Consider the following 24905-nt stretch of genomic DNA (forward strand, 5'->3'; position numbering starts at 1 on the left):
CCTGATGCATCGGTACAACTGGATCAGACCGCACCAATTCAACAATGGACTGGCCCCAGCTCAGGCCGAGAAAAAACTTAACATCGTGTCCGGGATTAGTTGACCACTACATGTCGGTTTGCGACGGCTGCGCCGCCGAGCGGGAGCAAGCTCCCTTGCCACAGGATTGCACAGCTCTTTAGGGCTTTGCCTAAACTTCCGATCAGGGCATTCGCCAGCCCACAAAATCAGTCGCCTTTGCCTACAGCTACGCCGGAACCCTCCTGATTGTGCGGCTTGCCTGCGAACTCTATCGTTTTCCGGTCATTGCCCATCACCGTATTTCCGCATGAAACGACCTCGCAGCAGCGATCTTAAACACCAGGTGTTCCGCTCGACCGCAATGCAACTCGCCAAAGAATTTTTGATGGAGGACCCTGAGGCCTTAGCAAAAAAGGGTATTGATGCTGTGCGGATAAGGTACGAGCCGATCACCCAGGAGGCGCTGGATCAATGCTTTCTGTGGGGCTCACAGGCCCAACTTTATCCTTGGGAGGATGTACCCAGCTGGAAGAGTCGCGACAGGAAAGCGTTTGATCTTTCGCTGTGGTATGACCATGAATTATGTGGGCTTTGCTTTGCGACGCCGAAATCGAGCGCCTTGTCCATCAAGGTCGTCCTCCTGGAGGCCAAGCCAGATGTCACCCACCCTTTAAAGGGTGAAGTCGCCGGTTTAGTTTTGATCGCAATCGGCCGATACGCTCGAATGTTGAAACTACGTGAGATTGAAGCTTTTGAGCCTGACCCCGGTGCCATCCTTTGGTATCAACGTCTGGGCTTCGATTTTGACGACCGGCGGCGCCTTGTCATCGCAGTTAACGAGACATAACATGACCCCAATCCTATTTCGAGGTTTTCCATGAAAGCTGCTAAGCGCACTCCAAAGCTGTCGCTTGCCGCTCAGTACGAAGCCGAAGCCCGCCGTCTGGCGGGTTCTGCGACCCGTATAGAACGCCACTTCTTGTCGGTTAGCCTCGCTAAAGGCAAGGAGCTTGAGCCTATTGGCCGAATGGCTGGCGCTAAAGCCTGAGCGTTGTCGACATAAAACATAGCCGAACGGGATAATGCCCGATCAGCCAAGCCGCAAACCTGTGGGAGCATAGCTTGCTAGCGATTGGGGCAGGTCAGTCAACCACTGTGTTGCCTGGTCTACCGCTATCGCTAGCAAGGCAATGCCCCCACAGATTTTGCGCCGTTTGGTCCTTAACAGATCGGCAAACCGGGACGCGGTATCAATCGTTCAGCAACCGCCCACCGTCCACGACAATCTCGCTACCGATCGTCCACCGCGACTCATCCGAAGCCAGGTACAACACCGCCTTGGCGACCTCTTCCGGCGTGCCAAACCGTCCCGCAGGGATGCTCTTGATGATGTCGGCGTTGAGCTGCTGGCGATAGGCATCCGGAATCCCCAGCTTGTCATACAGCGGCGTATCCACCGGCCCTGGGCTGACGGCGTTGAAGCGAATACCGCGTTGCATCAGTTCGCTCGACAGCGTTTTCGACAGGCTGAGGAACGCCGCTTTGGTTGCGGCGTAAACCGAGGAATGTGTCGAGCCTACGTGTGTACTGATCGAGGTGTTGAGCACCACCGACGCGGGATTGGCAAACACGGGCAGGAGCGATTGGATCAAGAAGTACGGCCCCTTGACGTTGATGTCGAAGGAGCGGTCGAACGTTTCTTCCGTCCATTGCTCGACCGGTTGCCAAACGGACACGCCAGCGTTGAGAAAGACCACGTCCACCTTGCCGTAATGGACTTCCACGGCCTGGGCCAATTCCTTTTGTGCGCTCACGCTGGCCGAGTCGGCGCGCAGCACCAGCACGTCGCTGCCAAGCTCGGCCTTGGCCGCTGCGATAGAGTCGGAATTGACCCCGGTGACGATGACGCGGGCACCTTCGGCGAGAAACTGCTTGGCGGTTGCCAGCCCGATGCCGCTGGTGCCACCGGTGATAAGGGTGCGTTTATTGAGTAAGCGAGACATGAGTGAACTCCAGATCATGAGAGCGGGATGCGGCGCTCATGATCCGTCTATGCCGTTTAGTTGATAAGATCCTGGTCTTGCATATCTTTAATGCCAAATGCGAATTAATCGGAGAGGGCTTCAAGTGGATCGCTTTCTACTCATGACCTGTTTCAAACGCACCGTCGAGACGGGTAGTTTTTCGGCGGCGGCGCGGGACCTGGGCATGGGTCAACCCAACGTCAGCCGATACGTGGCCGCGCTGGAGGATCATCTAGGTACCCGATTGCTCCAGCGCACCACACGCCGGTTGGTGCTGACGCCGGAAGGCGAACGCTACTACGCGGACGTCAGCCGGATCCTCGATGCGGTTGCGGAGTCGGAGTCGTCCTTGAGCGATGAGTCCGAGCCGACCGGATTGCTGCGGGTGGCCTGCCCGACCGCGTTGGCTCATGCCTTCCTGATGCCGTACGTCCCCGCTTTTCTGGCGCGCTACCCCGGCTTGTCACTGGATTTGCAGCTCAGTGATCGACTCGTGGATCTGGTGGAGGAAGGCGCCGAGTTGGCCATCCGCATCGGCCATCCGACCGACAGCGCACTGCGCGCCCGCCGGATTGGCCATTACACACGGGTCTATGTCGCGGCGGCAGACTACCTGGAACGCCGTGGCATCCCGCAGACACCGGAAGACCTGCACAACCATGACTGCATCCTGTACTCGTTGTTGAGCACCGGTAATACCTGGCATTTCCGCGATACCGTCATCAACGTCTCGGGGCGATTCCGGGTCAACTCGCCCCAGGCCATACAAGAAGCCGTCATCGCCGGCCTCGGGATCGCCAGCGGGCCAAGGTGGTTATACGAGGAAGGGCTGGAGAGCGGCCGGTTGTGTCAGGTACTTTGCGACTACGAAGCACCGCCGGTGCCGGTCCAGTTTCTCTACGTCGCCAATCGGTTGCTGCCCAAGCGGGCGATTGTGTTCATGGACTTTATTGCCGAAGCGTTTTCCAAGGTTCCTGGGCTTAACACTGGGCATGATCAACACTAGTTCGCAACGCTGCGGCCAATTCCACTGCTTCGGTTGAGCTATCGGCAGAGGGCTGCTGCTCCATGTCTCAGTTTGGATTCAGCAGGATCTTCAAGCGTTTTTTGGCCTTGTAACAGTCGTTGACCTCTAGCGCCTTCTGGTAATACTTCACGCGCTGCGCACGATTGCTATCACCCTGTAGCCGATAAATTTCCGCTTGATAATCGCGACTGCCACCCCATTGCATGGCCAGACCTACAGGTTCGTCGGGCCAGCACTCAAGCCTCACGGCAGGTTGTGGGAAATATTTTTCATAGAAAGACATGCTGGCTTCTACGGTCCGCAACGCTTCTTGGTACTCAGATGTGTCGGTGAATGCCGGGCACCAATATGAAATGTTAAGTGCCGGCGGAGCGAAGCCTTGGGCCAGGCTTCGTTCGAACAAGGGGCAGGCCTTTTCCTTTATCACTTCGCTTGGATACAACAACGCATAGATCAGGCCAAGACGATATTGGGCCACCGGATGGTCAAGGGACGCTGCTTGTTCAAGCAGCGCCATCGCCGGCTTGAGCAGTGTTCCCGCTTCTGCCGCCAGGGCTAGGGAGCGTTCCTTCTCCTCTGCGCTTGCGGTGGGTGTGTCGGCTGTCACTGCCTCGAACTTGCTGTTCGCTTGTAGCAGATATGGGACGGCCTGTTGATAGAAGCTTTCACCCTGAGGGTCTATGTGCAACATGCTGGCCATACCCAGTTGGGGTAACAGGCACGCTGCCATCGTGTAGCACCAATGGTTCAGCGACATGGATTGGCCTTTTGCATTAACTAGTCACCCCTATATGACGCATAAACGAAGTCTTACTGGGCAACCGCCACCTGATTACGCCCCAACGCCTTCGCTCGATACAGCGCCTTATCCGCATTATTCATCAAGCTATGAAGATCCTTGTGCCCAGCCTCGGTGAACGCTACTCCAAGGCTGGCGGTGATTCGGTGGACAGGCTCGATCATCAATTCGCCAATCGTTTGGATAAGCGCTTCCCCAATCTCGATGGCGGCGTCGAGGGAGGTGTCTGGAAGCAGAATCGCGAACTCCTCTCCTCCCAACCGGCCGTGGACATCCGTGCCCGGAAGGAGGAGCTGATGACCAGGCCCATCTGCCGCAACACCTGATCCCCGACCTGATGCCCATAGGTGTCGTTGATGTGCTTGAAGTGATCCATGTCCAGCATGAACGCGCACAATCCCAGCCGGTTGGTTTCACATTTGTCATAAAGTTGTTGGGCATGCTCGAAGAAGGCGCGTCGGCTCATCAGTCCGGTCAGTTCATCGGTCTGGGCTGCGCGGGTGGAAACGCTGTTGGCTTGTTCCATCTCACGGGTGAGGCGAAAGGCGGTTTCCAGTGCCTGGGACATTTTGGGTGGCGCGGGCAGCGAATACGGCAAATACGATGATCGAGAGCGCAATACCGAGTTGGATTCTGGTCGGTTGAAACAGTAGCCAGGCGGTGGACGGCAACAGGACCAGGCCGATGGAGAGCAATGTCATGTCGCGGTAGGCGGAGTAGCAGGACACCGCGCTGACGGACATGCCGACGGTAAAGAGCATGACCAGCGCTTGCGACAGGAGATCGTCTGCCGGCATGACCACGAATGCGCCAACGCCCCAGATGCTGGCGGATAGCACCAGGGTGATCCAGTACTTGCGCTCCCAGAGCTGGGGCGTGCGCTTGCTTTCATCACTGCGGAAATAGGCCACGAACATCGAGATGCGTATCAGTGTCGATCCGGTCAGTATCGCCAGCCACCAAAGAACGAGGTCCTGATCGAAACGATCCCAACACAACCCACACAGCATGATAGCGGCGAGGTAACTCCCCAACACCGCTGAAACGGATTGGCGGAAAAGTTGCTGCAGTCGGTCAGTTCGCACCTGCTCGGCTATGAAGAAGTCCTGGTCACTTCGTGATCCTGAGCCATGCATGTGATCCACCTGATCGTGATGCAACTGAAAAAAAGCGATTGTGGCATCCTGCCAGCAACGCGAACAACTGAATTACACCCACGGTCTTGATTGAACCAAAACCCCGTGGCGAGGAAACTTGCTCCCGCTGGGCTGCGAAGCGGCCCTAACCATCCCTACAGGCAACCTGCCAAAGAAAAACCCGACGCATGACGTCGGGTTTTTCGGTACGGCTTTTCGCTTGTCCCACCGCTTCTTCTCAGCGATGGATATCAGCTACCCTTGGCCGGATCACTCGACTTGCGACAGCTTGGTATCGTCGCAACCAGCGGCACGGCATTCGCGCTCGATAGCTTTGAGTATGACGATACGCGACTCGGTCTTCTCGTTGGCACAGTCCAGGTAGAGCAGGCCGTCGTTGGAGCAGGCATTGTCACGAATCTTGATCCACTCGATTTGAGCGGCTTTCACTTTTTTCTTTTGATCCGGGTTCAGGGCGCTCATCGTCTTCTTGTATTGATCATTGATGTCCTGATCCGACTGAACCATTTTCAGCGACGCGCAATAGGTTCTGTCATAGGCGTTTCTAGGGTTATCGCAACTCATCGCAAATGCCGATGCCGATGCCATTGTCAGCAATGCCCCAACCAACAAAGACTTGATCACTTTCTTCTCTCCCTGAATGTCCTCTATTCATTAGAGGTCGCGGCGGAAATTTATCATGAGGATCGAAGAACAATGAAGCAGATCCTATGACGAGGGGACAGGTCACTGATGGCGGGCAAAAAAAACGGGCCTGCATTGCGATGCAGTCCCGTTTCTTCGTCACCCGATCAGATCAGAACGCCGGCAAAACCGCGCCTTTGTACTTCTCCAGAATGAAGGCTTTCACTTCCGGCGTGTGCAAAGCAGCGACCAGTTTCTTCATCGCCTCACTGCCCTTGTCGTCATCACGCGCCACCAGGATGTTCACGTAAGGCGAGTCGCTGCCTTCGATCACCAGCGCATCCTTGGACGGATCGAGTTTGGCTTCCAGCGCGTAGTTGGTATTGATCAGCGCCAGGTCCACCTGGGTCAGCACCCGCGGAATGGTTGCGGCTTCCAGCTCACGGAATTTCAAGTCCTTGGTGTTCTCGGTAATGTCCTTGGTCGTCGACAGGATGTTGTTCGAATCCTTCAATTTGATCACCCCAGCCTTAGCCAGCAGCAAAAGCGCACGACCACCATTGGTGGCGTCGTTAGGGATCACCACGTTGGCACCGCCCGGCAGTTCTTCCAGTTTTTTGTACTTGCTGGAATACGCGCCCAGGGGTTCCAGGTGCACGCCGGCCACGCTCACCAGGTGAGTGCCCTTGGCTTTGTTGAACTCATCCAGGTACGGCTGGTGCTGGAAGAAGTTGGCGTCCAGGCGTTTTTCGGCGACTTGTACGTTGGGCTGGATGTAGTCAGTGAAGACCTTGACCTTGAGGTCTACGCCTTCCTTGGCCAGGGCCGGTTTGACGAATTCGAGGATTTCCGCGTGGGGCACCGGCGTGGCCGCGACGGTCAGGGTGTCGGCGGCGTGGGCGGAAAAAGCTGCAGCGGCAGCGAAGGCAACCAGTATTTTCTTCATTCAGCTAACTCCTTTAGAGGCGCCCGCTCTCGGCGCCTGCCAGCGAATGGCTGGCTCATGGTTTATGGGCGCGAGGCCTTATTTTCGAGAGAAATGCACAACCAGTTTGTCGCCCACGGTTTGCAGCACCTGGACCAGCACCAACAGCAACACCACCGTGACCACCATCACATCGGTCTGGAAGCGCTGGTAACCGAAACGGATCGCCAGGTCGCCCAGGCCGCCGGCGCCAACGACGCCGGCCATGGCCGTGTAGGACACCAGCGTAATCGCTGTCACCGTAATCGCGGCAAAGATGCCCGGACGGGCCTCCGGTAGCAAGGCGTTGACGATGATCTGCCGGGTCGTCGCGCCCATGGCCTGAGTCGCTTCGATGATGCCGCGGTCGACTTCGCGCAAGGCAGTTTCCACCAGGCGAGCGAAGAACGGCGTGGCGCCGACCACCAATGGTGGAATCGCCCCGGCTACCCCCAGCGAGGTGCCAGTGATCAACACCGTGAACGGGATCATCACGATCAACAGAATGATGAACGGCAGCGAGCGCAGGATATTGACGATCAGCGACAGCAGCGCATAAACGCCCCGAGCTTCGAGCAACTGGCGCGGGCTGCACAGGAACAGCAGTACCCCCAGCGGCAGGCCGAGCAATACGGTGAACAGCAGCGAACCGAACAGCATCAGGAAGGTGTCGCCGGTGGCCAGCCAGATTTCCAGCCAGTCGATGTTTGCAAAAAATTCCATCAGCGCAGCACCTCCATATGGACATCGGCCGCGGTGAAGCGGGCGAACGCCGCCTCCATGTCACCGCCGGTGATGGCGAGGGTCAGTTGCCCGTAGGGGGTGTCTTTGATGCGGTCGATACGACCGGCCAGGATGCTGTAGTCCACACCGGTTTCCCGGGCGACGGTTCCGAGCAGCGGCGCGTAGGTCGCATCGCCCTGGAACGTCAGACGCACGATGCGCCCCGGTACGTGGGCGAAGTCGTCGCGCTGTTCGCTTTCGTCGATCTGCTCGTCTTCCTGGACGAAACGCTTGGTGGTCGCGTGTTTGGGGTGCAGGAACACCTCGGCCACCGGGCCTTGCTCGACGATCACACCGGCGTCCATCACCGCCACTTCATCGCAGACCCGGCGGATCACGTCCATTTCATGGGTGATCAGCACGATGGTCAGTTTCAGCTCGCGGTTGATCTCGGCCAGCAATTGCAGCACCGACGCGGTGGTTTGCGGGTCGAGGGCGCTGGTGGCCTCGTCGCACAGCAAAATCTTCGGTTTGGTCGCCAGGGCGCGGGCGATGCCGACGCGCTGCTTCTGGCCGCCGGACAGTTGCGCCGGGTATTTGGGGGCATGGTCGGACAAACCGACACGGGCCAGAAGCTCGGCGACGCGCTGGTCGATTTCGTTGCGGGACAATTCACCGGCCAGTGTCAGGGGCAGCGCCACGTTGTCGGCAACGGTCTTGGAAGCCAGCAGGTTGAAGTGCTGGAAAATCATCCCGACCTGCTGACGGAAACGTCGCAAGCCATTGGCATCCAGGGCGGTGATTTCCTCGCCATCGACGATGATCTTGCCGCCGCTGGCATCTTCCAGGCGATTGATCAGGCGCAGCAGGGTACTTTTTCCCGCCCCGGAATGACCAATCAGGCCGAAGACCTGACCGTTTTCAATCGTCAGGCTGGTCGGGTGCAGCGCGGGGATGTCCCTACCGGCGACGCGGTAGGTTTTATGGACGTTTTGAAACTCGATCACGTAGCGAACCTTGTGGGGCGCGTTGGAAAAGGGATCAGCGGTTAGCCGGGCGCGCATTTTAGCCTGTCCGTATAGAGGTTCTTAGCATTTATTTGCAATCAAACCTGTCATTTGGCAATAACGCGATCAGCGGGCATAAAAAAGGAACACAGCGAAGCGGTACAGGTCACTCATTAGACCACTCAAGCATCCCGGCCCCGGCTGGGATCGAAAAGAGGAGTTACGCCTGATGAGTATCGACAAACCCGCGCTCAACAAGAGCCAACTGGCCGGGACAGACACCCTGGACCGCAACAATACCAACGCCAAGCTCGAGAGCCTGGAGCCATTTCGCGCCGATGCCACCGAGCAGGCGTTGCGCACCAATCAGGGCGTGAAGATCGCCGACAACCAGAACACCCTCCGCGCCGGGGCCCGCGGGCCTTCGCTGCTGGAAGACTTCATCATGCGTGAAAAAATCACGCACTTTGACCATGAACGTATCCCGGAGCGCATCGTTCACGCCCGTGGTACAGGCGCTCATGGTTACTTTCAGTGCTACGAGGCGCATTCGGCGCTAACCAAGGCCGGTTTCCTACAGGACCCGGAGAAGAAAACTCCGGTGTTCGTACGTTTTTCCACCGTTCAAGGGCCACGAGGTTCCGGCGATACCGTGCGGGACGTGCGGGGCTTTGCGGTGAAATTCTTTACCGACGAGGGCAACTTCGACCTGGTGGGCAACAACATGCCAGTGTTCTTTATCCAGGATGCGGTGAAGTTCCCGGATTTTGTCCATGCGGTGAAACCCGAACCCCACAATGAAATTCCTACCGGCGGCTCCGCCCATGACACGTTCTGGGATTTCGTCTCGCTCGTGCCTGAATCGGCTCATATGGTGATCTGGGCGATGTCCGACCGGGCCATTCCGAAGAGCCTGCGCAGCATGCAGGGTTTCGGCGTGCACACTTTCCGCATGATCAATGCCGAGGGCCGCAGCAGCTTCGTCAAATTCCACTGGCGGCCCAAAGTCGGCACTTGTTCATTGGTGTGGGACGAGGCTCAGAAACTGGCAGGTAAAGATACCGACTACCACCGTCGCGATCTCTGGGAGGCGATCGAGATGGGGGACTACCCGGAATGGGAACTGGGCGTACAGATCGTCGCCGAGGAAGACGAACACAAGTTCGACTTCGATCTGCTCGACCCTACCAAGCTGATCCCGGAAGAATTGGTGCCCGTCACGCCATTGGGCAAGATGGTGCTGAACCGCAACCCGGACAACTTCTTTGCCGAGGTTGAGCAAGTCGCGTTCTGCCCCGGGCACATCGTGCCGGGTATCGACTTCACCAACGACCCGCTTCTGCAAGGCCGGCTGTTTTCCTACACCGATACGCAGATCAGCCGACTCGGCGGGCCGAATTTTCATGAGCTGCCGATCAACCGGGCAATCACCCCGGTCCACAACGGCCAGCGCGACGCCATGCACCGCAGCACCATCGACAAGGGCCGCACCTCCTACGAGCCCAACTCCATCGACGGTGGCTGGCCGAAGGAAACCCCGCCCGGCCCCCAGGACGGTGGCTTCGAGAGCTATCCGGAACGCATCGACGCCTACAAGATCCGTCAGCGCAGCGAGTCCTTCAGCGACCATTTTTCGCAAGCGCGGCTGTTCTACCGAAGCATGAGCCCCCATGAGCAGGAGCACATCATCGCCGCCTACAGCTTTGAGCTGGGCAAGGTGGAGCGCAAGTTCATTCGGGCGCGGCAGGTCAATGAGATCCTTGCCAACATCGATCTGGAGCTGGCAGCACGGGTTGCGAAAAACCTCGGGCTGGCGGCGCCAACTGCCGGTACGGTCGATGTGCCGACGCCTTCGTTGGAGAAATCCCCGGCCTTGAGCCAGGCGAACTTGCTGTCGGGTGATATCAAAACCCGCAAAGTTGCGGTGCTGGTGGCGAACGGGGTGGATGGGGCGATTATCGATGCGCTCAAACAGGCCCTGAAGGCCGAGGGCGCTCACGCCAAAGTGCTTGGCCCGACTTCGGCGCCGGTGACCACGGCCGATGGACAGCCGCTGGCGGTGGATGCGTCCATGGAAGGCTTGCCGTCGATTGCCTTCGATGCAGTGTTCGTACCGGGCGGCGCAGAGTCGATCAAGGCCCTGAGCCGGGACGGCGTGGCGCTGCATTACGTGCTGGAAGCCTACAAGCATCTGAAAGCCATCGGGCTTCATGGCGAGGCTCGGCAGTTGCTGGTGGAGTTGAAGCTGGAGGTGGATGCAGGATTGATAGAGGATGCTGAAACGGGCGGTTTCTCGCGGTTTTTTGCGGCGATTGCCCAGCATCGAGTCTGGACACGGGAGCCCAAGGCCAAGGCGGTTCCGGCTTGATGAGAGGCGACCGTCAGGACGCCATCGCGAGCAGGCTCGCTCCCACAGTGGATCTGGTGTGCATACAGATTCTGTATCCACCAAAGAACCCTGTGGGAGCGGGTTTACCCGCGAAGGCGGCGGCACATTTGACATCTTCTTGCCTGCCCCACCGCCATCGCGAGCAGGCTCGCTCCCACAGTGGATTTTGGTGTTGTACAGATTTCGTATCCGCCACCAACCCCCTGTGGGAGCGAACCTGCTCGCGATGCTTTTAAGATTTACGCGGTGTCAGCACCATCTGCGCCGGAACGCTACGCACAATCTGTTTGCGCAGTTTCAGTTCAAATCCGGGATCGAGCTTTTTAACCCGCTTGGTCAGCAAATTCGCCAGCCACGGATAATCATCGGTACGCGGAGCCTGGATACTGACGTCGCACTGGAAATTCACCACATCGGCGGCGATAGCGTCGAGTTGCCGACGCATCTGTTGAATATCGCCGATATTCAAAGCAACCGTGGTGCTCTCTGCGCTGGGGTCGATCAGCTTGGCGACCGGTTTGGTTTCGGCGGCCTTGAGGTCGGCTTCGGCTTTTTCCAGCTCGGCCTTGCGGGCTTCGGCAATGGCGCTGTTGACCTCGCCAGTCAAGGCTGGCGCTTTCGGCATCAGAGCACGGGCGCGGCTCAGGGCTGTTGCGGCGGCGTTTACGTCACCCTTTTGCAGATCGATCTGGCTGCGGCGCAAATACGCCTCGGCCAGTTGCCGTTGATACGGCTCCAGGGCCGGGTCTTCAGGCTTCTGGGCCTGCAACGCTGCCAATTGATCCTCAGCGGTGGCCAGCTCGTTGCTGGCCAGGCTTTGTTCCAGCTGCGCGATGGCCGGGCCCCGGATATCGGGAGCCTCGGTGACGGGCGGCGAACTCTTGCAAGCGCCCAGCAGCAGTGAAAATGCGACAAGGAGCAGATAACGGGAGGCGAACGGCTTCATTCCTGCGACTCTCTATTTGCGCAAAAAGCGAGCAAGTCTACACCCCTCGGCGAGGCAGGACAAAACTCAGCAGAAACAATACGGCCGCGCTGACCACAATCGACGGTCCGGCCGGGGTGTCCTTGAACCACGATAACGCCAGTCCGCCACACACTGCGAGCATGCCCAGCAGGCTTGCGCCCAGGGCCATCTGCTCCGGCGAACGGGCGTGACGTTGTGCCGCAGCGGCCGGGATGATCAACAAAGAAGTAATCAGCAATACACCGACGATCTTCATCGCCACGGCAATGACCACCGCAATCAGCAGCATCAGCGCCAGCCGCAATCCAACCACGGGCAAGCCTTCGACTCGCGCCAGTTCCTCGTGCACGGTGACGGCCAGCAAAGGGCGCCAGAGTGCAACCAGCAATAGCAGGACCGCCGCGCTGCCGCCCAGGATCCACGACAGGTCCATCGGGCTGATCGCCAGCAGGTCGCCGAAGAGGTAGGCCATCAGGTCGATCCGCACATCGTGCATGAAGCTCAGCACCACCAGCCCAAGGGACAGGGTGCTGGGAGCCAGGATCCCCAGCAGCGTATCGGATGCCAGCGGTTGGCGCTGTTGCAGGGTCACCAGCACCACTGCCAGCAACAGGCAGCCGACGCTCACTGCCACCGTGGGGCTGATGTCCAGCAAGAACCCCAGGGCCACGCCGAGCAAGGCCGCGTGGGACAGGGTGTCGCCGAAATAGGCCATGCGCCGCCAGACCACGAACGAGCCCAGGGGGCCGGCCACCAGCGCGAGGGCCAGACCTGCAAGCAGGGCGTACAACAGAAAATCAGCCATGCTTGCAGCCATCTCCACGAACGTGGGGGGTAACCGGGGCGCCGATAACCACCGAACCGTGCAGGTCGTGGGCGTGGTCATGGTGGTGGTGATAGATCGCCAGGCTAGGGGCGTTCTTGCCGAACAGCTCGACGAACGCCGGGTCGCCGCTGACCTGCTCGGGATGCCCGGAACAGCAGACATGACGGTTGAGGCAGACCACCTGGTCGGTGGTGCTCATCACCAGATGAAGGTCATGGGACACCATCAGCACGCCGCAGCCGTGGCGGTCGCGCAAGCGTGTAATCAGGCTGTACAGCTCGGCCTGGCCGGCCACATCGACCCCTTGCACCGGCTCGTCGAGCACCAGCAGTTCGGGTTCGCGCAGCAGGGCGCGGGCCAGGAGTACACGCTGCATTTCACCGCCGGAAATGCTCTGTACCGGGCTGTCGATTACGTGCTCGGCGCCGACTTCGTCGAGCGCCGCCAGGGCTCGCGCACGATCCACCCCAGGCACCAGGCGCAGGAAGCGCAGTACCGACAGCGGCAACGTCGGGTCCACGTGCAGCTTTTGCGGCATGTAGCCAACCCGCAGCTTGGGCTTGCGCCAGACGCTGCCGCTGTCCGGCTTGAGCAAACCCAGCACGGCGCGCACCAGAGTGGTCTTGCCGGCGCCGTTGGGGCCGATCAGGGTGACGATCTGCCCAGGCTCGACGCTCAGGTGAATGTTGTCCAACACATGCTGCCCGGCAAAGGTCACGGCCACCTGTTCGAGACGGATCAACGGGTTGCTCATCAGGCCCCCTGGCAACCGGAGCAGAGACCGACCACTTCGACGGTCTGGGTGTCGACCTCGAAACCGACCTCCTTGGCGCTGGCAACGATGGCATCGCTGATGGACTTCTGTTCCAGCTCGATGGCCGCGTGGCATTCGCGGCAGATCAGGAACTGGCCTTGGTGAGCGTGCTCCGGATGGTTGCAGCCGACGAAGGCGTTCAATGAGGAAATGCGATGCACCAGGCCGTTTTCCAGGAGGAAGTCCAGTGCCCGGTAAACCGTGGGCGGTGCGGCACGGCGGCCGTCCTGTTCGCTGAGCACCGCCAGGATGTCGTAGGCGCCCAACGGCTTGTGGCTTTGCCAGACCAGTTCCAGTACGCGACGACGCAAGGCGGTCAGGCGCAACCCTTGGCGCGCGCAGATGGCGTCGGCCTCGGACAGCGCGCTGTGCACGCAGTGAGAGTGATCGTGGGGGCGACTGGCGAGGGGTGTGATAGGCATGGGCAGCGACGTGTTCAGTGAGAGACGTTATTATGTTACCGGTTCTCGCCTCCTTGAGTGGTCATCGTGTCTCGATTTTTTTCGTTGTTTGTCGCTTTTGTCGCAAGTTTTCTGCTGACCGGGCCCGTGCAGGCCGAGGTAAAGGTCCTCACCAGCATCAAGCCGCTGCAGTTGATTGCCGCCGCAGTGCAGGACGGCGTGGCCGTTCCCGAGGTGCTGCTGCCGCCCGGAGCTTCGCCTCACCACTATGCCTTGCGGCCATCCGACGTACGGAAGGTGCAATCGGTGGACCTGCTCTACTGGATCGGCCCCGACATGGAAGGTTTCCTGCCACGGGTGTTGAATGGTCGTACGCTGCCCTCCGTTGCGGTGCAGCAGCTGCCGGGACTCAAGCTGCGACACTTTGCCGAGGACAGCCAATCCCATGCCGACGATGACGGCGACGAGCACGATCATGACCATCGCCCCGGTACGATCGACGCTCACCTGTGGCTGTCGCCCGTCAATGCCCGGGTAATCGCTGCCAGAATGGCCGCTGATCTGAGCGCAGCCGATCCTGCCAATGCGGCTCGCTATCAAAGCAATCTGAAGGGTTTCAACCAGCGCCTCGATGCCTTGGACACACGCTTGAAGTCGCGCCTGGCCGGGATCGCGGGCAAACCCTATTTCGTGTTCCACGAAGCGTTCGACTATTTCGAAGACACCTACGGGCTCAAGCATGCGGGGGTTTTCGCCGTGGCCGCCGAGGTCCAGCCGGGGGCCCAGCACGTGGCGGCGATGCGCACGCGCTTGCAGGCGGTGGGGAAGACCTGCGTCTTCAGCGAACCGCCCCTGCGGCCGCGCCTGGCCGAAACCCTGGTGGCCGGGTTGCCGGTGAAACTGGCGGAACTGGATGCTCTGGGCGGCTATACCCCGGCGACGGCGCAGGGGTATGAGCAGTTGTTGGAGAAGTTGGGCAATGATCTGGCGGGATGCCTGGAGTCCCTATAACACCCGCGCGAAACCCGCTTTCATCTGTGGCGAGGGGATTTATCCCCGCTGGGCTGCGAAGCAGCCCCCTGCTTAATTAGCTGACCCACCTGTTGCGGCAGATATTTCTTGGGGACGTTTCGCGTCCCAGCGGGGATAAATCCCCTCGTCACAGGTAGGTTGTTCGGCTGGTTATGGTGTAGTGCTCACAGGGCAAAAGGCAGTGGTGTGCTGACCGCTTGCCGCTGCCCCAACCGCTGCTGAAACTCCATCGGATCGTGAATCAGCACATCCTGCCCGGCAAACGACTCGGCCGCGATCAACCGCGACAACCAGAACCGCACGCACGCCACCCGCAGCATGGTCGGCCATAGCACGGCCTCGGCGGCAGTGAAGGGACGCAGGGCGGCATAAGCGCCGAGTAATGCTCGGGCCCTGGCGCCATCGAGCACACCGTCGTCATCCGAACACCAATCGTTCAGGGCAATGGCAACGTCATACAGCATCGGCCCGGAGCAGGCGTTGTAGAAATCGATCAGCCCGGTCAGGTGCGTGCCCTCGAACATCGCATTATCGCGGAACAGGTCCGCGTGGATGTTGGCCCGGGGCAGCGCCAGGATCCCGGTTTTTTGCACAGCGATTTCATCCAGCGCCGCTTCAAGCAGGCGACGGGCCTCGGTGTCCAGATGCGACAGGAGCTTGGCGCCCTCCTCCTGCATCCAGTCCAGCCCGCGGTCGGTCTTGCGCTTGATCATCTTGTCCTTTGTCGCCAGGTGCAGATGCGCCAGCAACTCGCCGACCTGGGCGCAATGCTGCGCATTGGCCTGCTTGATGTGTTTGCCCGCCAGGCGCGGCTGCAGCAGCGCCGGTTTACCGGCCAGCTCCCGCAGCGCCACACCATCGGTGGTGCGCAAGGCATAAGGGACTGGCAGGTCGGCGTCGTGCAGCACGTCCAGCAGTTCGATGAAGAACGGCATTTCCTGGACCGGGCCGCGCTCCACCAGGGTCAGGACGAATTCGCCCTGCTCAAGGCTGATAAAGAAATTGGTGTTTTCGCTGCCGGCGGCGATCCCCTGGAAATCAAGCAGACGGCCAAGCCCATAAGGGGCGAGAAAGGTTTCCAGCTCGGGCCGAGCCAGGGGGGTGAACACAGACATGGTTAAAACTGCCAGTACGGGCGCCCTTCAGCGGGCGCCGGTTGAAGTCGAGAGCGGTATTACCACTCAAAGATTTTCCACGAAGGGATCAGCATATCCGGCTGGTCCGAACGAATGAAGTTTGCATCGCTACCGTCGGCACGCACCAGGAAATAAGGTTTGCCGTTCTTGGGCGTGACCTTGATCGCGTACAGGAAACCGTTTTGCCGATACTCCTGGATGGTTTTGTCGCCCTCCGTGCGAATGGTGACGTCCGGGTCCGCCGAGGGGGCGTCATCCGCCGCCATGACGGCCAGTGGGGCGATTGCAAACAAGCCAGCCAGTAACAGGCGATTTAGTGTACGCATGATAACCTTGTCCCTTTGTCGTCAACGGTCCCGCTATTCTAGCCCCGGACCCGCCGAAAAGGTTGATCCTGCTCATGAGCCAAGCCCCCCTCGTCCTGGTGGACGGTTCTTCTTATCTGTACCGCGCCTTCCATGCGCTGCCACCGCTGAATACGTCCAAAGGCCTGCCGACCGGCGCGGTCAAGGGCGTGCTGAACATGCTCAAGAGCCTGCGCAAGCAGTATCCGGACAGCCCGTTCGCCGTAGTCTTCGACGCCAAGGGTGGGACGTTTCGCGACGCGCTGTATGCCGAATACAAGGCCAACCGCCCGAGTATGCCCGACGACATGCGCGTTCAGATCGAGCCGCTGCATGCCAGCGTCAAGGCCCTGGGCTTCCCCTTGTTGTGCGTGGACAACGTCGAGGCCGATGACGTGATCGGCACCCTGGCCCGCAGCAGCGCCGCGGCCGACCGTCCGGTGGTGATTTCCACGGGCGACAAGGACATGGCGCAATTGGTCGATGGGCACATTACCTTGGTCAATACCATGACCGGTAGTTCGCTGGACGTGGCTGGCGTGAAGGAGAAATTTGGTGTCGCTCCGGAGCAGATCATCGACTATCTGGCGTTGATGGGCGATTCATCCGACAACATTCCCGGCGTTCCGGGTATCGGACCGAAGACCGCGTCCGGCCTGCTGGTGGGGGTCAATGGCGGCCTGACCGAGCTGTATGCGCAACTGGATATCGTCCCCACCCTGCCGATTCGCGGCGCCAAGACCCTGCCCGCCAAGCTCGAAGAACATAAGGAAATGGCCTTCCTGTCCTACGAGTTGGCGACGATCAAGACCGACGTGCCCTTGGATATCGGCCTCGACGATTTGAAAATGGGTGAGCCGGATCACGAAAAACTCGCCGAGCTCTACACCCTGCTGGAATTCAAGAGCTGGTTCGAAGAGAACCAACGCGAAGCCAAGCGCTCCGGCCAGGAAATCGTCGACGTGGCCGAGGAGCAAGCGGGTGCCGAGGCCAAGTACGACGTCATCCTCGATCAGGCGAGCTTCGAGACCTGGCTGGCCAAGCTGGAAAAGGCGCCGCTGTTTGCCTTCGTCACCGAAACCAATGGCACCGATGCCCAGCATTCGCAGCTGGTAGGCTTGTCGTTCGCCGTGGCGCCGTTCGAGGCTGCCTACATTCCGCTGACCCATTCCTACATGGGCGTGCCGGAGCAACTGGACCGCGACACAGTACTCAAGGCCCTCAAGCCGCTGCTGGAAAACCCGAACAAGCTCAAAGTCGGCCAGCACGCCAAGTTCGAGACCAACATCCTCGCCAACTGCGCCATCGATGGCGATCAGGACAACGGTATTTACGTCCAGGGCATCGCCTTCGACACCATGCTGGAATCCTACGTGCTGGACTCCACGGCAACCCGCCACGACATGGACAGCCTGGCGCTCAAATACCTGGGCCAAAGCAAGACAGACTTCCAGGACATCGCCGGTAAAGGCGTCAAGCAGCTGACCTTCGATCAAATCGCTCTGGAACTGGCCGGCCCCTATGCCGCCGAAGACGCGGACGTGACCTTCCGCCTGCATCAGGCCTTGCAGGAGAAGCTCGCCGCGATCCCGAGCCTGGGCAAAGTGCTCAATGAAATCGAAATGCCATTGATGCCGGTGCTGGCGCGCATCGAGCGCCAGGGCGCGCTCGTGGACGCCAATCTGCTGGGTGTCCAGAGCGTCGAGTTGGGTGAGAAGCTGGTGGCGCTGGAGCGTGAGGCATTTGCCATCGCCGGTGAAGAATTCAACCTCGGCTCGCCGAAGCAACTGGGGGTGATCCTGTACGAAAAACTCGGGTTGCCGGTGCTCAGCAAAACCGCCAAGGGCCAAGCGTCCACCGCCGAAGCCGTGCTCGCCGAACTGGCCGAGCAGGATTACCCGCTGCCCAAGGTGCTGATGCAGTACCGCTCGCTGAGCAAGCTCAAAAGCACCTACACCGACCGTCTGCCGGAGCAGATCAACAGTCGCACCGGCCGCGTCCACACCAATTATCAACAGGCCGTCGCCGCGACCGGGCGCTTGTCGTCCATCGACCCGAACCTGCAGAACATCCCGATCCGCACCGCCGAAGGCCGGCGGATCCGCCAGGCGTTCGTCGCGCCCAAGGGCTACAAGCTGCTGGCGGCGGACTATTCGCAGATCGAACTGCGGATCATGGCCCACCTGGCCAAAGACGAAGGCCTGCTCCATGCATTCCGCAATGACCTGGACGTGCACCGGGCCACGGCTGCCGAGGTCTTCGGTGTCGAGCTGGACGCCGTCACCCATGACCAGCGTCGCAGCGCCAAGGCCATCAACTTCGGCTTGATCTATGGGATGAGCGCGTTTGGCCTGGCCAAGCAGATCGGCGTCGATCGCAAGCAGTCCCAGGCCTACATCGACCGTTACTTCGCCCGCTATCCGGGGGTGCTGGCGTACATGGAGCGCACCCGGACGCAGGCCGCCGAGCAGGGGTTCGTCGAAACCATCTTCGGTCGCCGGTTGTACCTGCCGGACATCAACGCGAAAAACCCGGCGCTGCGCAAAGGCGCCGAGCGCACGGCGATCAACGCGCCGATGCAAGGCACGGCTGCCGACATCATCAAGAAAGCCATGGTGGCGGTGGATCGCTGGCTGTGCGCGTCAGGGCTGGATGCCAGGGTCATCCTGCAGGTCCACGACGAACTGGTGCTGGAAGTGCGCGAAGACCTGGTGGACCAGGTCCGCGAAGAGATTCGCCAGCATATGAGCGCCGCCGCCACGCTGGACGTGCCGCTGCTGGTGGAAGTGGGCGTGGGCAATAACTGGGACGAGGCGCACTGAGCCTGGCAATGAACCTGGGGCAGGCAGAGCCTGCCCCAAGGGCAAAATCGGCGTTAGCTCGGAAAATTCCTAAGGTTATTTCCAAAAATAATCTGAACTAAAACCGTGAAACAGCACTCAGAGTTTCTGAATGGCTGGTGAAGCCCTTCAATAGCTCCTATGTTGTGTTAAGTGTTGGCAGATATCTGGACCCCGCCCTAGCGGTCCGGAACTTGAACCCCGAACTTCCCCCTCCCCATAAGAAGTCCGGGGTTTTTTTTGCCTGCGATTCGGCTTATTCAGCGGGTTCGCTGCCCTTGTCCGCCAGCTCCATCCAGTTGGCCAACACGCCGTAGGCCTCTTCCAGGCCCATGCGCTTGGGCGCCGAGAACAATTGGATAGTGATCGCCTCGCCCCAGCCCTTGCGTATTTGCGACTGCACCTTGAGCAAGGTGTTCTTCGCCGCGCCATAGGTGAGTTTGTCGGCCTTGGTCAGCAGGATGTGCATGGGCATGCCGCTGGCGACAGCCCAATCGAGCATCAGTGTGTCGAAGTCAGTCATCGGATGGCGAATGTCCATCATCAGAATCAATCCCTTCAAACTCTCGCGGCTGCCCAGGTAGGCTTCCAGGTGACGCTGCCAGTGTTGCTTGAGCGGGATCGGCACCTTGGCGTAACCGTAACCGGGCAAGTCGACCAAACGGCGTTCATCGTCTAGCTTGAAGAAATTCAACAGTTGCGTGCGGCCCGGGGTTTTCGAGGTCCGTGCCAGGCTTGCATGGGTCAGAGTGTTCAGCGCGCTGGATTTGCCGGCGTTGGAACGTCCGGCAAACGCCACTTCGTAGCCTTCGTCGTCGGGGCATTGATCGACTTTGGCGGCGCTGAGCATGAAGGTGGACTGTTGGCACAGGCCGAGGATGGGGTTCTTCAGTTGCATGGGATTTCCGATGTGGGCGGCGTCGGGAATGGACGCGGCAAGCGGTGTCGTTTCCGTTTCAGTGACGCCAGTATATAATGCCGCAGATTTTGTGTGCGCTTTGTCCCAGCGTAGGATGAGGCTCACGAGAGCGATTGACCGAAATTGCGCACTAGAACGCAGCTCGCTCTCAACCCTGAAAAGGTCGTTTTATGACGAAATGGCTGCTAGCTGCCGGTGTCTTGATGCCGCTTTACAGCGCTCAGGCTACACAGGATCCGGAAGCTGTGTACAACCGTGTTTGTGGTGCCTGTCATTCCGGCCAACTCCCCATGGCGCCCCGCAAGGGCGATCAGGAAGCTTGGACGCCGAGGTTGGCGAAAGGTATGGAGACGCTGGTGCAACACGTGACCCAGGGTTTCAAGGCGATGCCGCCGCGTGGTTTGTGCATGGACTGCAGTGCCGAGGATTACCGAGCCATCATCCAGTGGATGAGCGAGTGAACCCGGCCCATAACTCTTTAACCCTTAGCCGTAGTTGGATTAGCTGATGAACAAACTGATCGTGAGTCTGCTGTTGACCTTGGGGATATCCGGCGTAGCCCACGCCGCTGGCGGTAGTGCCTCCATCGTCGCCGATGCGAAAGCCGGCCAGGCGAAAGCTGCCGTATGCGGAGCCTGCCACGGCCCGGATGGCAACAGCATGGCGCCCAACTTTCCGAAACTGGCGGGTCAGGGCGAGCGTTACCTGAACAAGCAGCTGCACGACATCAAGTCGGGCAAGCGCACCGTCCTGGAAATGACCGGCCTGCTGAACAACCTGAGCGACCAGGACCTGGCGGACATTTCCGCTTATTTCGCCAGCCAGAAGGGCAGTGTCGGCGCTGCCGATCCAAAACTCGTGGCCCGTGGCGAGGCGCTGTTCCGCGGCGGCAACCTGGAAAAAGGGCTGCCTGCCTGCACCGGTTGCCACGCCCCAGACGGCAAGGGCAACGCCCCCGCCGGTTTCCCGCACCTGGGTGGCCAGCATGCCCAGTACGTCACCAAGCAGCTGACCGATTTCCGCAAGGAAGAAGGCGGCCGCGCCAACGACGGCGACGCGATGACCATGCGCACCATCGCCCGCAAGCTCAGTGACGAAGATATCGCTGCGGTGGCCAGCTACATCCAGGGCTTGCACTGAGTGCATTGACCCGCGTGGCTGAGCTTGTAATGTTAACGCTCGATTAATCTGTCGCGGTAAACATCAAAAGGGTGGCTTTGGCCGCCCTTTTTTGTGGCCGCTGCCGTTACACTACGAACTCGAACCCGCCACGGCCTGTCTGAAAGACACGCCTCGCGAGGCCATCCATGTCCAGGAGTAAAGCATGCGTAATCTGATCATCAGCGCCGCGCTCGTCGTTGCCAGCCTGTTCGGCATTGGCGCTCAAGCCACCGCCGAAGAGTCGAAGGCTCCCTACGTTGAATTGACCAACCCGGTTCCGGTGGCGGTGCCTGGCAAGATCGAAGTGGTGGAGCTGTTCTGGTACGGCTGCCCGCATTGCTACGCATTCGAACCGGTCATCAACCCTTGGGTCGACAAGCTGCCTTCGGACGTGAATTTCGTGCGCGTCCCCGCCATGTTCGGCGGTCCGTGGGATGCCCACGGCCAGATGTTCCTGACCCTCGAAACCATGGGCGTCGAGCACAAGGTTCACGCCGCGGTGTTCAACGCGATCCAGAATGAGAAGAAGCGCCTGACCGATCCTGAAGACATGGCTGAGTTCCTTGCTACCCAAGGCGTCGACAAGGAGAAGTTCCTGGCGACGTTCAACTCCTTTGCCATCAAGGCCCAGATCACCAAGGCCAAGGATCTGGCGAAGAAATACCAGGTCACTGGCGTACCGACCATGATCGTAAACGGCAAGTACCGCTTCGATATCGGCTCCGCCGGCGGCGCAAACGAAGCGCTGGCCCTGGCCGACAAACTGATTGCCAAGGAGCGGGCGACCGCCAAGGCCGCTGCCAACTAAGCGCGGACCGCATCCATGGCCCGCTGGAGCACCGAACGCATCGTTGGCCTGCATGAACCGCGGGTCAACGAGCACCATGTCGCCTCAACGGGCCTGCCCGCCGACAACCGTTTGCGGTTGCTCAGCTTCAATATTCAGGTGGGCATCAGCACCGAGCGCTACCGGCATTACCTGACCCGCGGCTGGCAACATTTGCTGCCGCACACCGGGCGCGCCGGTAATTTGCAGAAGATCGGCGACCTGCTGAAGGATTTCGACCTTGTGGCGCTGCAAGAGGCCGACGGCGGCAGCTTGAGGTCAGGCTACGTCAATCAGGTCGAACATCTGGCCCAACTGGGCGCATTTCCCTACTGGTACCAACAACTCAATCGCAACCTCGGGCGCTTCGCTCAGCACAGCAATGGCGTGCTGAGCCGCCTGCGACCCTGGGCGATCGAAGATCATCCGCTGCCGGGCCCCAAGGGGCGCGGTGCGATCCTGGCGCGTTTCGGCGAAGGGCCGGAGGCGCTGGTGGTGGTCATGATGCACCTGGCCCTCGGTGCGCGGACCCGCTCGATGCAACTGGCCTACATTCGCGAAATGATCGGTGGCTACAAGCACCAGGTACTGATGGGCGACATGAACACCCATGCCAACGACCTGCTGCAAAGCTCGCCCCTGCGTGACCTGGGCCTGCTTGCGCCGCAACTGGAGGCGACGTTCCCCAGCTGGCGCCCCCAGCGCTGCCTGGACCACATCCTGCTGAGCCCGACCTTGACCCTTGAGCGTGTCGAGGTCCTGGCCCAGCCCATTTCCGACCACCTGCCGGTCGCGGTCGAAATTCGTTTGCCGGGTTCGCTGACGGCCGATACATTCCCTGCGTTGAGTCCTGGCCCTTGCGGATCCGATGAATGAGCGACGACGCCGAACGCTGGAGAGAGAAATACCTCAGGAGCATCGAACAGCAGGAGAAGCTCGAACGACGCTGGAATGCGCGGCTCGACCTGCTGCGTCGTGGCCTGGTGCGCAGTACGCTGGCCGCCGAAGGCACCGACAGGGCCGTCGACCAATGCATGAAGGAAATGCGCGAAGTGGTGCGCACCGATGAGATGGACGCCGCGCTCGCCGCCCTGTTGCCTCGTCTGGAAAAAGCCGTGCTGGATTCCGAGCAGCGCCGCGAGACCCGAACCGAGCAGATGAGCACTGCCCTGACTGCCCTTGTCACTCAGTTGCAAACCCTGCCGTTGCCCAAGGAAGTCAGTCGGCCGCTGAAAAAGTTCGCCAAACACCTTGAGGCGCGTGTCGGCCAGGCTCGGGAAATTCCATTGCTGCTCAGCGAACTGAGCGGTTTGCAAGGCAAGGCCCTGGAAGTGTTGGAGGCTCCCGAGCAAGCGCATCGTCCGGGCTTGTTGCAGCGGTTGTTTGGCGGCCATGGCCATGAAGAGGGTTCATCCCCGTCCCCTGAACCTGCCGCCAGCCACGCGGCGCCTGAGGCTTTGCCATCGACTCCGATGCCGATGCAGCTGGCCGTTGAGCCTGTGCCCCCCTCTCCCGCGGCGGAACCGATACGGCCCGCCGACGAAATCGTCGAGCCGGACCCTTTTATCCCGCCAATGCTTGATCCCGCTCCGGCCCCCGTGGCCGAGTTTGTGCATCCGGTGATCGAGTCGGTCGAAACAGCCGGGGCGGCACCGGTCCAGACGCAAGCCACAGTGCCCGCGCCTGCGTTCGAGAACCCTGATGAGCTGGTGTCCGAAGAGCCGCCCGAGGCCGATCCGCATGCATCCGCTCCGGATACGGAGCCCGATGCGCCCGAAACCGTCGAGGCGCTGCCTGTCAACCTGGAGGATGCCCATTATGCCCTGCCCGATTCGCCGGAGCCGTCCTATAGCTCTGTGGCCAGGCATATCGAAGACACGCTGTTGGGCCTGCTGGGTGACCTGACCCTGCCCGAACGCCACCGTCCCCAGGCCGAAGCGATGCGTGAACGGCTGCAGAACGGTTTGAACTGGTATGAATTGCTGCCGATCCTCGACGATTTTGCGACGCTCATGCTGGCAATCACCGACAGTGGGCAGCACGAGTTCGAAGCCTATCTACAGCGCCTCAATGATCGGTTGGAGTCATTCCAGAGCAGCCTGCGGGCCGCCAGTGAAGGCCATGCGGACAATCTTTCAGCTTCCAGGGAAATGGACACGCAGATTCGCGAACAGGTCGATGGCTTGCAAAGCAGCATGCAGGAGGCCGATGACCTGGAAGGACTCAAGCAAGTGCTGGAGAACCATCTCGAAGGCTTGCTCGGTACGATGGATCAGCACCGCCTGCAACGGGACCAGCGCGAGCAAGAGGTTTCCGCTCGGTTGAAGAGCCTGGCGGAGCGCGTCGCGGTGATGGAGCAGGAAGCCCAGGTCGTTCGTGAGAATCTGGAAGAACAGCGGCAAAAAGCCCTGATCGATCCACTCACCGGGCTGCCTAACCGCGCCGCCTGGAGCGAACGCCTGGAGCATGAGGTTGCCCAGTGGCAACGGCATGGCAATAGCTTGCTGCTGGCGATACTCGATCTCGACCACTTCAAGCGAATCAATGACAACTACGGCCACCTGGCTGGCGACAGGGTATTGAAGATCATTGCTGCCGTGTTGCGTAAGCGCCTGCGCGGCAGTGACTTCATTGCCCGTTTTGGCGGCGAGGAATTCGTCCTGCTGCTGCCGGACACCCCGTTAACGGCGGGTGCCGGGCTGGCCGAGCATTTTCGAGCGGCCATCGAGGCCTGCCCATTCCATTTCAAGGGCGAGCCGGTGACGATTACGGTGTCCATTGGTCTCACCAGCTTTAAAACCGGAGAACGCAGCGATCTGGTGCTCAAAAGGGCCGATCAGGCGCTTTACAGGGCGAAAGCGGCCGGGCGTAACCGAGTGGAGCTTGGCTGAGCAATTGTTCCAT

At 60.1% G+C, this 24905-nt stretch carries 23 protein-coding genes and 1 pseudogene; 10 read left to right on the top strand and 14 right to left on the bottom strand.

Features of this window, described 5'->3' with window-relative positions:
* Positions 1 to 328: 328 nt before the first annotated feature.
* Positions 329 to 868 carry an N-acetyltransferase gene (locus EGM97_RS22310; RefSeq protein WP_238962786.1) on the top strand — a complete coding sequence of 180 codons (540 nt, stop codon included), beginning with the start codon at positions 329 to 331 and terminating at the stop codon, positions 866 to 868.
* A gap of 403 nt (positions 869 to 1271) precedes the next feature.
* On the opposite strand, the gene EGM97_RS22315 is transcribed toward EGM97_RS22310, so the two are convergent.
* On the bottom strand, positions 1272 to 2024 hold the full coding sequence (locus tag EGM97_RS22315; protein WP_238962787.1) for an SDR family oxidoreductase: 753 nt from the start codon (positions 2022 to 2024) through the stop codon (positions 1272 to 1274).
* Between the two features lie 124 nt (positions 2025 to 2148).
* Here EGM97_RS22315 and EGM97_RS22320 point away from each other — a divergent pair, with 124 nt between their 5' ends.
* Positions 2149 to 3051: a LysR family transcriptional regulator gene (locus EGM97_RS22320; protein WP_238962788.1), complete on the top strand. Its 903-nt coding sequence runs from the start codon at positions 2149 to 2151 to the stop codon at positions 3049 to 3051.
* A gap of 67 nt (positions 3052 to 3118) precedes the next feature.
* Here EGM97_RS22320 and EGM97_RS22325 read toward each other — a convergent pair whose 3' ends face one another.
* The 6 genes and pseudogenes from EGM97_RS22325 to EGM97_RS22350 form a co-directional block, all read right to left on the bottom strand.
* Complete coding sequence (locus EGM97_RS22325; protein ID WP_238962789.1) at positions 3119 to 3829, bottom strand: SEL1-like repeat protein; 711 nt, start codon at positions 3827 to 3829, stop codon at positions 3119 to 3121.
* A gap of 53 nt (positions 3830 to 3882) precedes the next feature.
* A pseudogene (locus EGM97_RS22330) lies at positions 3883 to 5007 on the bottom strand (GGDEF domain-containing protein).
* A 270-nt stretch (positions 5008 to 5277) separates the two neighbouring features.
* Positions 5278 to 5652 (bottom strand): lysozyme inhibitor LprI family protein, encoded by a 375-nt coding sequence (locus EGM97_RS22335; protein ID WP_238962790.1) that lies wholly within the window; start codon positions 5650 to 5652, stop codon positions 5278 to 5280.
* 172 nt (positions 5653 to 5824) lie between these two features.
* On the bottom strand, positions 5825 to 6598 hold the full coding sequence (locus tag EGM97_RS22340) for a MetQ/NlpA family ABC transporter substrate-binding protein (protein WP_238962791.1): 774 nt from the start codon (positions 6596 to 6598) through the stop codon (positions 5825 to 5827).
* 78 nt (positions 6599 to 6676) lie between these two features.
* Positions 6677 to 7339: a methionine ABC transporter permease gene (locus EGM97_RS22345; protein WP_053149304.1), complete on the bottom strand. Its 663-nt coding sequence runs from the start codon at positions 7337 to 7339 to the stop codon at positions 6677 to 6679.
* Positions 7339 to 8346 carry a methionine ABC transporter ATP-binding protein gene (locus EGM97_RS22350; RefSeq protein WP_238962858.1) on the bottom strand — a complete coding sequence of 336 codons (1008 nt, stop codon included), beginning with the start codon at positions 8344 to 8346 and terminating at the stop codon, positions 7339 to 7341. The genes EGM97_RS22345 and EGM97_RS22350 overlap by 1 nt, the downstream gene beginning before the upstream one ends.
* A 229-nt stretch (positions 8347 to 8575) precedes the next feature.
* On the opposite strand from EGM97_RS22350, the gene katE reads away from it, so the two are divergent.
* Positions 8576 to 10714: a catalase HPII gene (gene katE / locus EGM97_RS22355; RefSeq protein ID WP_238962792.1), complete on the top strand. Its 2139-nt coding sequence runs from the start codon at positions 8576 to 8578 to the stop codon at positions 10712 to 10714.
* Between the two features lie 253 nt (positions 10715 to 10967).
* Here katE and EGM97_RS22360 read toward each other — a convergent pair whose 3' ends face one another.
* Genes EGM97_RS22360 through zur form a run of 4 tightly spaced genes read right to left on the bottom strand, consistent with a single transcriptional unit; the run spans position 10968 to position 13764 of the window.
* Positions 10968 to 11681: a PA5502 family lipoprotein gene (locus tag EGM97_RS22360; RefSeq protein WP_238962793.1), complete on the bottom strand. Its 714-nt coding sequence runs from the start codon at positions 11679 to 11681 to the stop codon at positions 10968 to 10970.
* Between the two features lie 37 nt (positions 11682 to 11718).
* Positions 11719 to 12507 (bottom strand): zinc ABC transporter permease subunit ZnuB, encoded by a 789-nt coding sequence (gene znuB, locus EGM97_RS22365; RefSeq protein ID WP_238962794.1) that lies wholly within the window; start codon positions 12505 to 12507, stop codon positions 11719 to 11721.
* Positions 12500 to 13282 (bottom strand): zinc ABC transporter ATP-binding protein ZnuC, encoded by a 783-nt coding sequence (gene znuC, locus EGM97_RS22370; protein ID WP_238962795.1) that lies wholly within the window; start codon positions 13280 to 13282, stop codon positions 12500 to 12502. The genes znuB and znuC overlap by 8 nt, the downstream gene beginning before the upstream one ends.
* Positions 13282 to 13764, bottom strand: a complete 483-nt coding sequence (zur, locus tag EGM97_RS22375; protein WP_238962796.1) for a zinc uptake transcriptional repressor Zur — start codon at positions 13762 to 13764, stop codon at positions 13282 to 13284. The genes znuC and zur overlap by 1 nt, the downstream gene beginning before the upstream one ends.
* A gap of 66 nt (positions 13765 to 13830) precedes the next feature.
* Between zur and EGM97_RS22380 the strand changes: the two genes are divergently transcribed.
* A complete protein-coding gene (locus tag EGM97_RS22380; RefSeq protein ID WP_238962797.1) occupies positions 13831 to 14754 on the top strand; it encodes a zinc ABC transporter substrate-binding protein in 924 nt (307 codons plus the stop codon).
* Positions 14755 to 14939: 185 nt separating this feature from the next.
* Here the strand turns inward: EGM97_RS22380 and EGM97_RS22385 are convergent, their stop codons facing one another.
* On the bottom strand, positions 14940 to 15890 hold the full coding sequence (locus EGM97_RS22385; protein ID WP_238962798.1) for a homoserine kinase: 951 nt from the start codon (positions 15888 to 15890) through the stop codon (positions 14940 to 14942).
* 59 nt (positions 15891 to 15949) lie between these two features.
* Positions 15950 to 16237, bottom strand: coding sequence for a DUF2782 domain-containing protein (locus tag EGM97_RS22390; RefSeq protein ID WP_238962799.1), 288 nt, complete (start codon positions 16235 to 16237; stop codon positions 15950 to 15952).
* 74 nt (positions 16238 to 16311) lie between these two features.
* Here EGM97_RS22390 and polA point away from each other — a divergent pair, with 74 nt between their 5' ends.
* Entirely contained in the window at positions 16312 to 19077 is a 2766-nt protein-coding gene (polA, locus tag EGM97_RS22395) for a DNA polymerase I (protein WP_238962800.1), read from the top strand.
* Positions 19078 to 19351: 274 nt separating this feature from the next.
* Here the strand turns inward: polA and yihA are convergent, their stop codons facing one another.
* A complete protein-coding gene (gene yihA, locus EGM97_RS22400; RefSeq protein ID WP_238962801.1) occupies positions 19352 to 19993 on the bottom strand; it encodes a ribosome biogenesis GTP-binding protein YihA/YsxC in 642 nt (213 codons plus the stop codon).
* A 191-nt stretch (positions 19994 to 20184) separates the two neighbouring features.
* Here yihA and EGM97_RS22405 point away from each other — a divergent pair, with 191 nt between their 5' ends.
* The 5 genes from EGM97_RS22405 to EGM97_RS22425 all read left to right on the top strand — a co-directional run bounded on the left by EGM97_RS22405 (position 20185) and on the right by EGM97_RS22425 (position 24892).
* Positions 20185 to 20475, top strand: coding sequence for a c-type cytochrome (locus EGM97_RS22405; protein ID WP_003196231.1), 291 nt, complete (start codon positions 20185 to 20187; stop codon positions 20473 to 20475).
* A gap of 46 nt (positions 20476 to 20521) precedes the next feature.
* Positions 20522 to 21154 (top strand): c-type cytochrome, encoded by a 633-nt coding sequence (locus EGM97_RS22410; RefSeq protein WP_238962802.1) that lies wholly within the window; start codon positions 20522 to 20524, stop codon positions 21152 to 21154.
* A 184-nt stretch (positions 21155 to 21338) separates the two neighbouring features.
* On the top strand, positions 21339 to 21983 hold the full coding sequence (locus EGM97_RS22415; RefSeq protein WP_238962803.1) for a thiol:disulfide interchange protein DsbA/DsbL: 645 nt from the start codon (positions 21339 to 21341) through the stop codon (positions 21981 to 21983).
* A gap of 15 nt (positions 21984 to 21998) precedes the next feature.
* Positions 21999 to 22877 (top strand): endonuclease/exonuclease/phosphatase family protein, encoded by an 879-nt coding sequence (locus EGM97_RS22420; RefSeq protein WP_238962804.1) that lies wholly within the window; start codon positions 21999 to 22001, stop codon positions 22875 to 22877.
* Positions 22874 to 24892 (top strand): diguanylate cyclase, encoded by a 2019-nt coding sequence (locus EGM97_RS22425; protein ID WP_238962805.1) that lies wholly within the window; start codon positions 22874 to 22876, stop codon positions 24890 to 24892. The genes EGM97_RS22420 and EGM97_RS22425 overlap by 4 nt, the downstream gene beginning before the upstream one ends.
* Positions 24893 to 24905: the final 13 nt, after the last annotated feature.

It is taken from the genome of Pseudomonas sp. AF32, assembly GCF_022342325.2.
Taxonomy (GTDB): domain Bacteria; phylum Pseudomonadota; class Gammaproteobacteria; order Pseudomonadales; family Pseudomonadaceae; genus Aquipseudomonas; species Aquipseudomonas uvaldensis.

Excerpts from the sequence above, each read along its gene's own strand:
- EGM97_RS22315 (WP_238962787.1), bottom strand. The coding sequence starts at position 2,024 with ATGTCTCGCTTACTCAATAAACGCACCCTTATCACCGGTGGCACCAGC.
- zur (WP_238962796.1), bottom strand. The coding sequence starts at position 13,764 with ATGCCTATCACACCCCTCGCCAGTCGCCCCCACGATCACTCTCACTGC.
- EGM97_RS22345 (WP_053149304.1), bottom strand. The coding sequence starts at position 7,339 with ATGGAATTTTTTGCAAACATCGACTGGCTGGAAATCTGGCTGGCCACC.
- EGM97_RS22340 (WP_238962791.1), bottom strand. The coding sequence starts at position 6,598 with ATGAAGAAAATACTGGTTGCCTTCGCTGCCGCTGCAGCTTTTTCCGCC.
- katE (WP_238962792.1), top strand. The coding sequence starts at position 8,576 with ATGAGTATCGACAAACCCGCGCTCAACAAGAGCCAACTGGCCGGGACA.
- EGM97_RS22410 (WP_238962802.1), top strand. The coding sequence starts at position 20,522 with ATGAACAAACTGATCGTGAGTCTGCTGTTGACCTTGGGGATATCCGGC.
- EGM97_RS22405 (WP_003196231.1), top strand. The coding sequence starts at position 20,185 with ATGACGAAATGGCTGCTAGCTGCCGGTGTCTTGATGCCGCTTTACAGC.
- EGM97_RS22425 (WP_238962805.1), top strand. The coding sequence starts at position 22,874 with ATGAGCGACGACGCCGAACGCTGGAGAGAGAAATACCTCAGGAGCATC.
- EGM97_RS22385 (WP_238962798.1), bottom strand. The coding sequence starts at position 15,890 with ATGTCTGTGTTCACCCCCCTGGCTCGGCCCGAGCTGGAAACCTTTCTC.
- EGM97_RS22390 (WP_238962799.1), bottom strand. The coding sequence starts at position 16,237 with ATGCGTACACTAAATCGCCTGTTACTGGCTGGCTTGTTTGCAATCGCC.
- EGM97_RS22310 (WP_238962786.1), top strand. The coding sequence starts at position 329 with ATGAAACGACCTCGCAGCAGCGATCTTAAACACCAGGTGTTCCGCTCG.
- znuB (WP_238962794.1), bottom strand. The coding sequence starts at position 12,507 with ATGGCTGATTTTCTGTTGTACGCCCTGCTTGCAGGTCTGGCCCTCGCG.
- znuC (WP_238962795.1), bottom strand. The coding sequence starts at position 13,282 with ATGAGCAACCCGTTGATCCGTCTCGAACAGGTGGCCGTGACCTTTGCC.
- polA (WP_238962800.1), top strand. The coding sequence starts at position 16,312 with ATGAGCCAAGCCCCCCTCGTCCTGGTGGACGGTTCTTCTTATCTGTAC.
- EGM97_RS22415 (WP_238962803.1), top strand. The coding sequence starts at position 21,339 with ATGCGTAATCTGATCATCAGCGCCGCGCTCGTCGTTGCCAGCCTGTTC.
- EGM97_RS22420 (WP_238962804.1), top strand. The coding sequence starts at position 21,999 with ATGGCCCGCTGGAGCACCGAACGCATCGTTGGCCTGCATGAACCGCGG.
- EGM97_RS22325 (WP_238962789.1), bottom strand. The coding sequence starts at position 3,829 with ATGTCGCTGAACCATTGGTGCTACACGATGGCAGCGTGCCTGTTACCC.
- yihA (WP_238962801.1), bottom strand. The coding sequence starts at position 19,993 with ATGCAACTGAAGAACCCCATCCTCGGCCTGTGCCAACAGTCCACCTTC.
- EGM97_RS22360 (WP_238962793.1), bottom strand. The coding sequence starts at position 11,681 with ATGAAGCCGTTCGCCTCCCGTTATCTGCTCCTTGTCGCATTTTCACTG.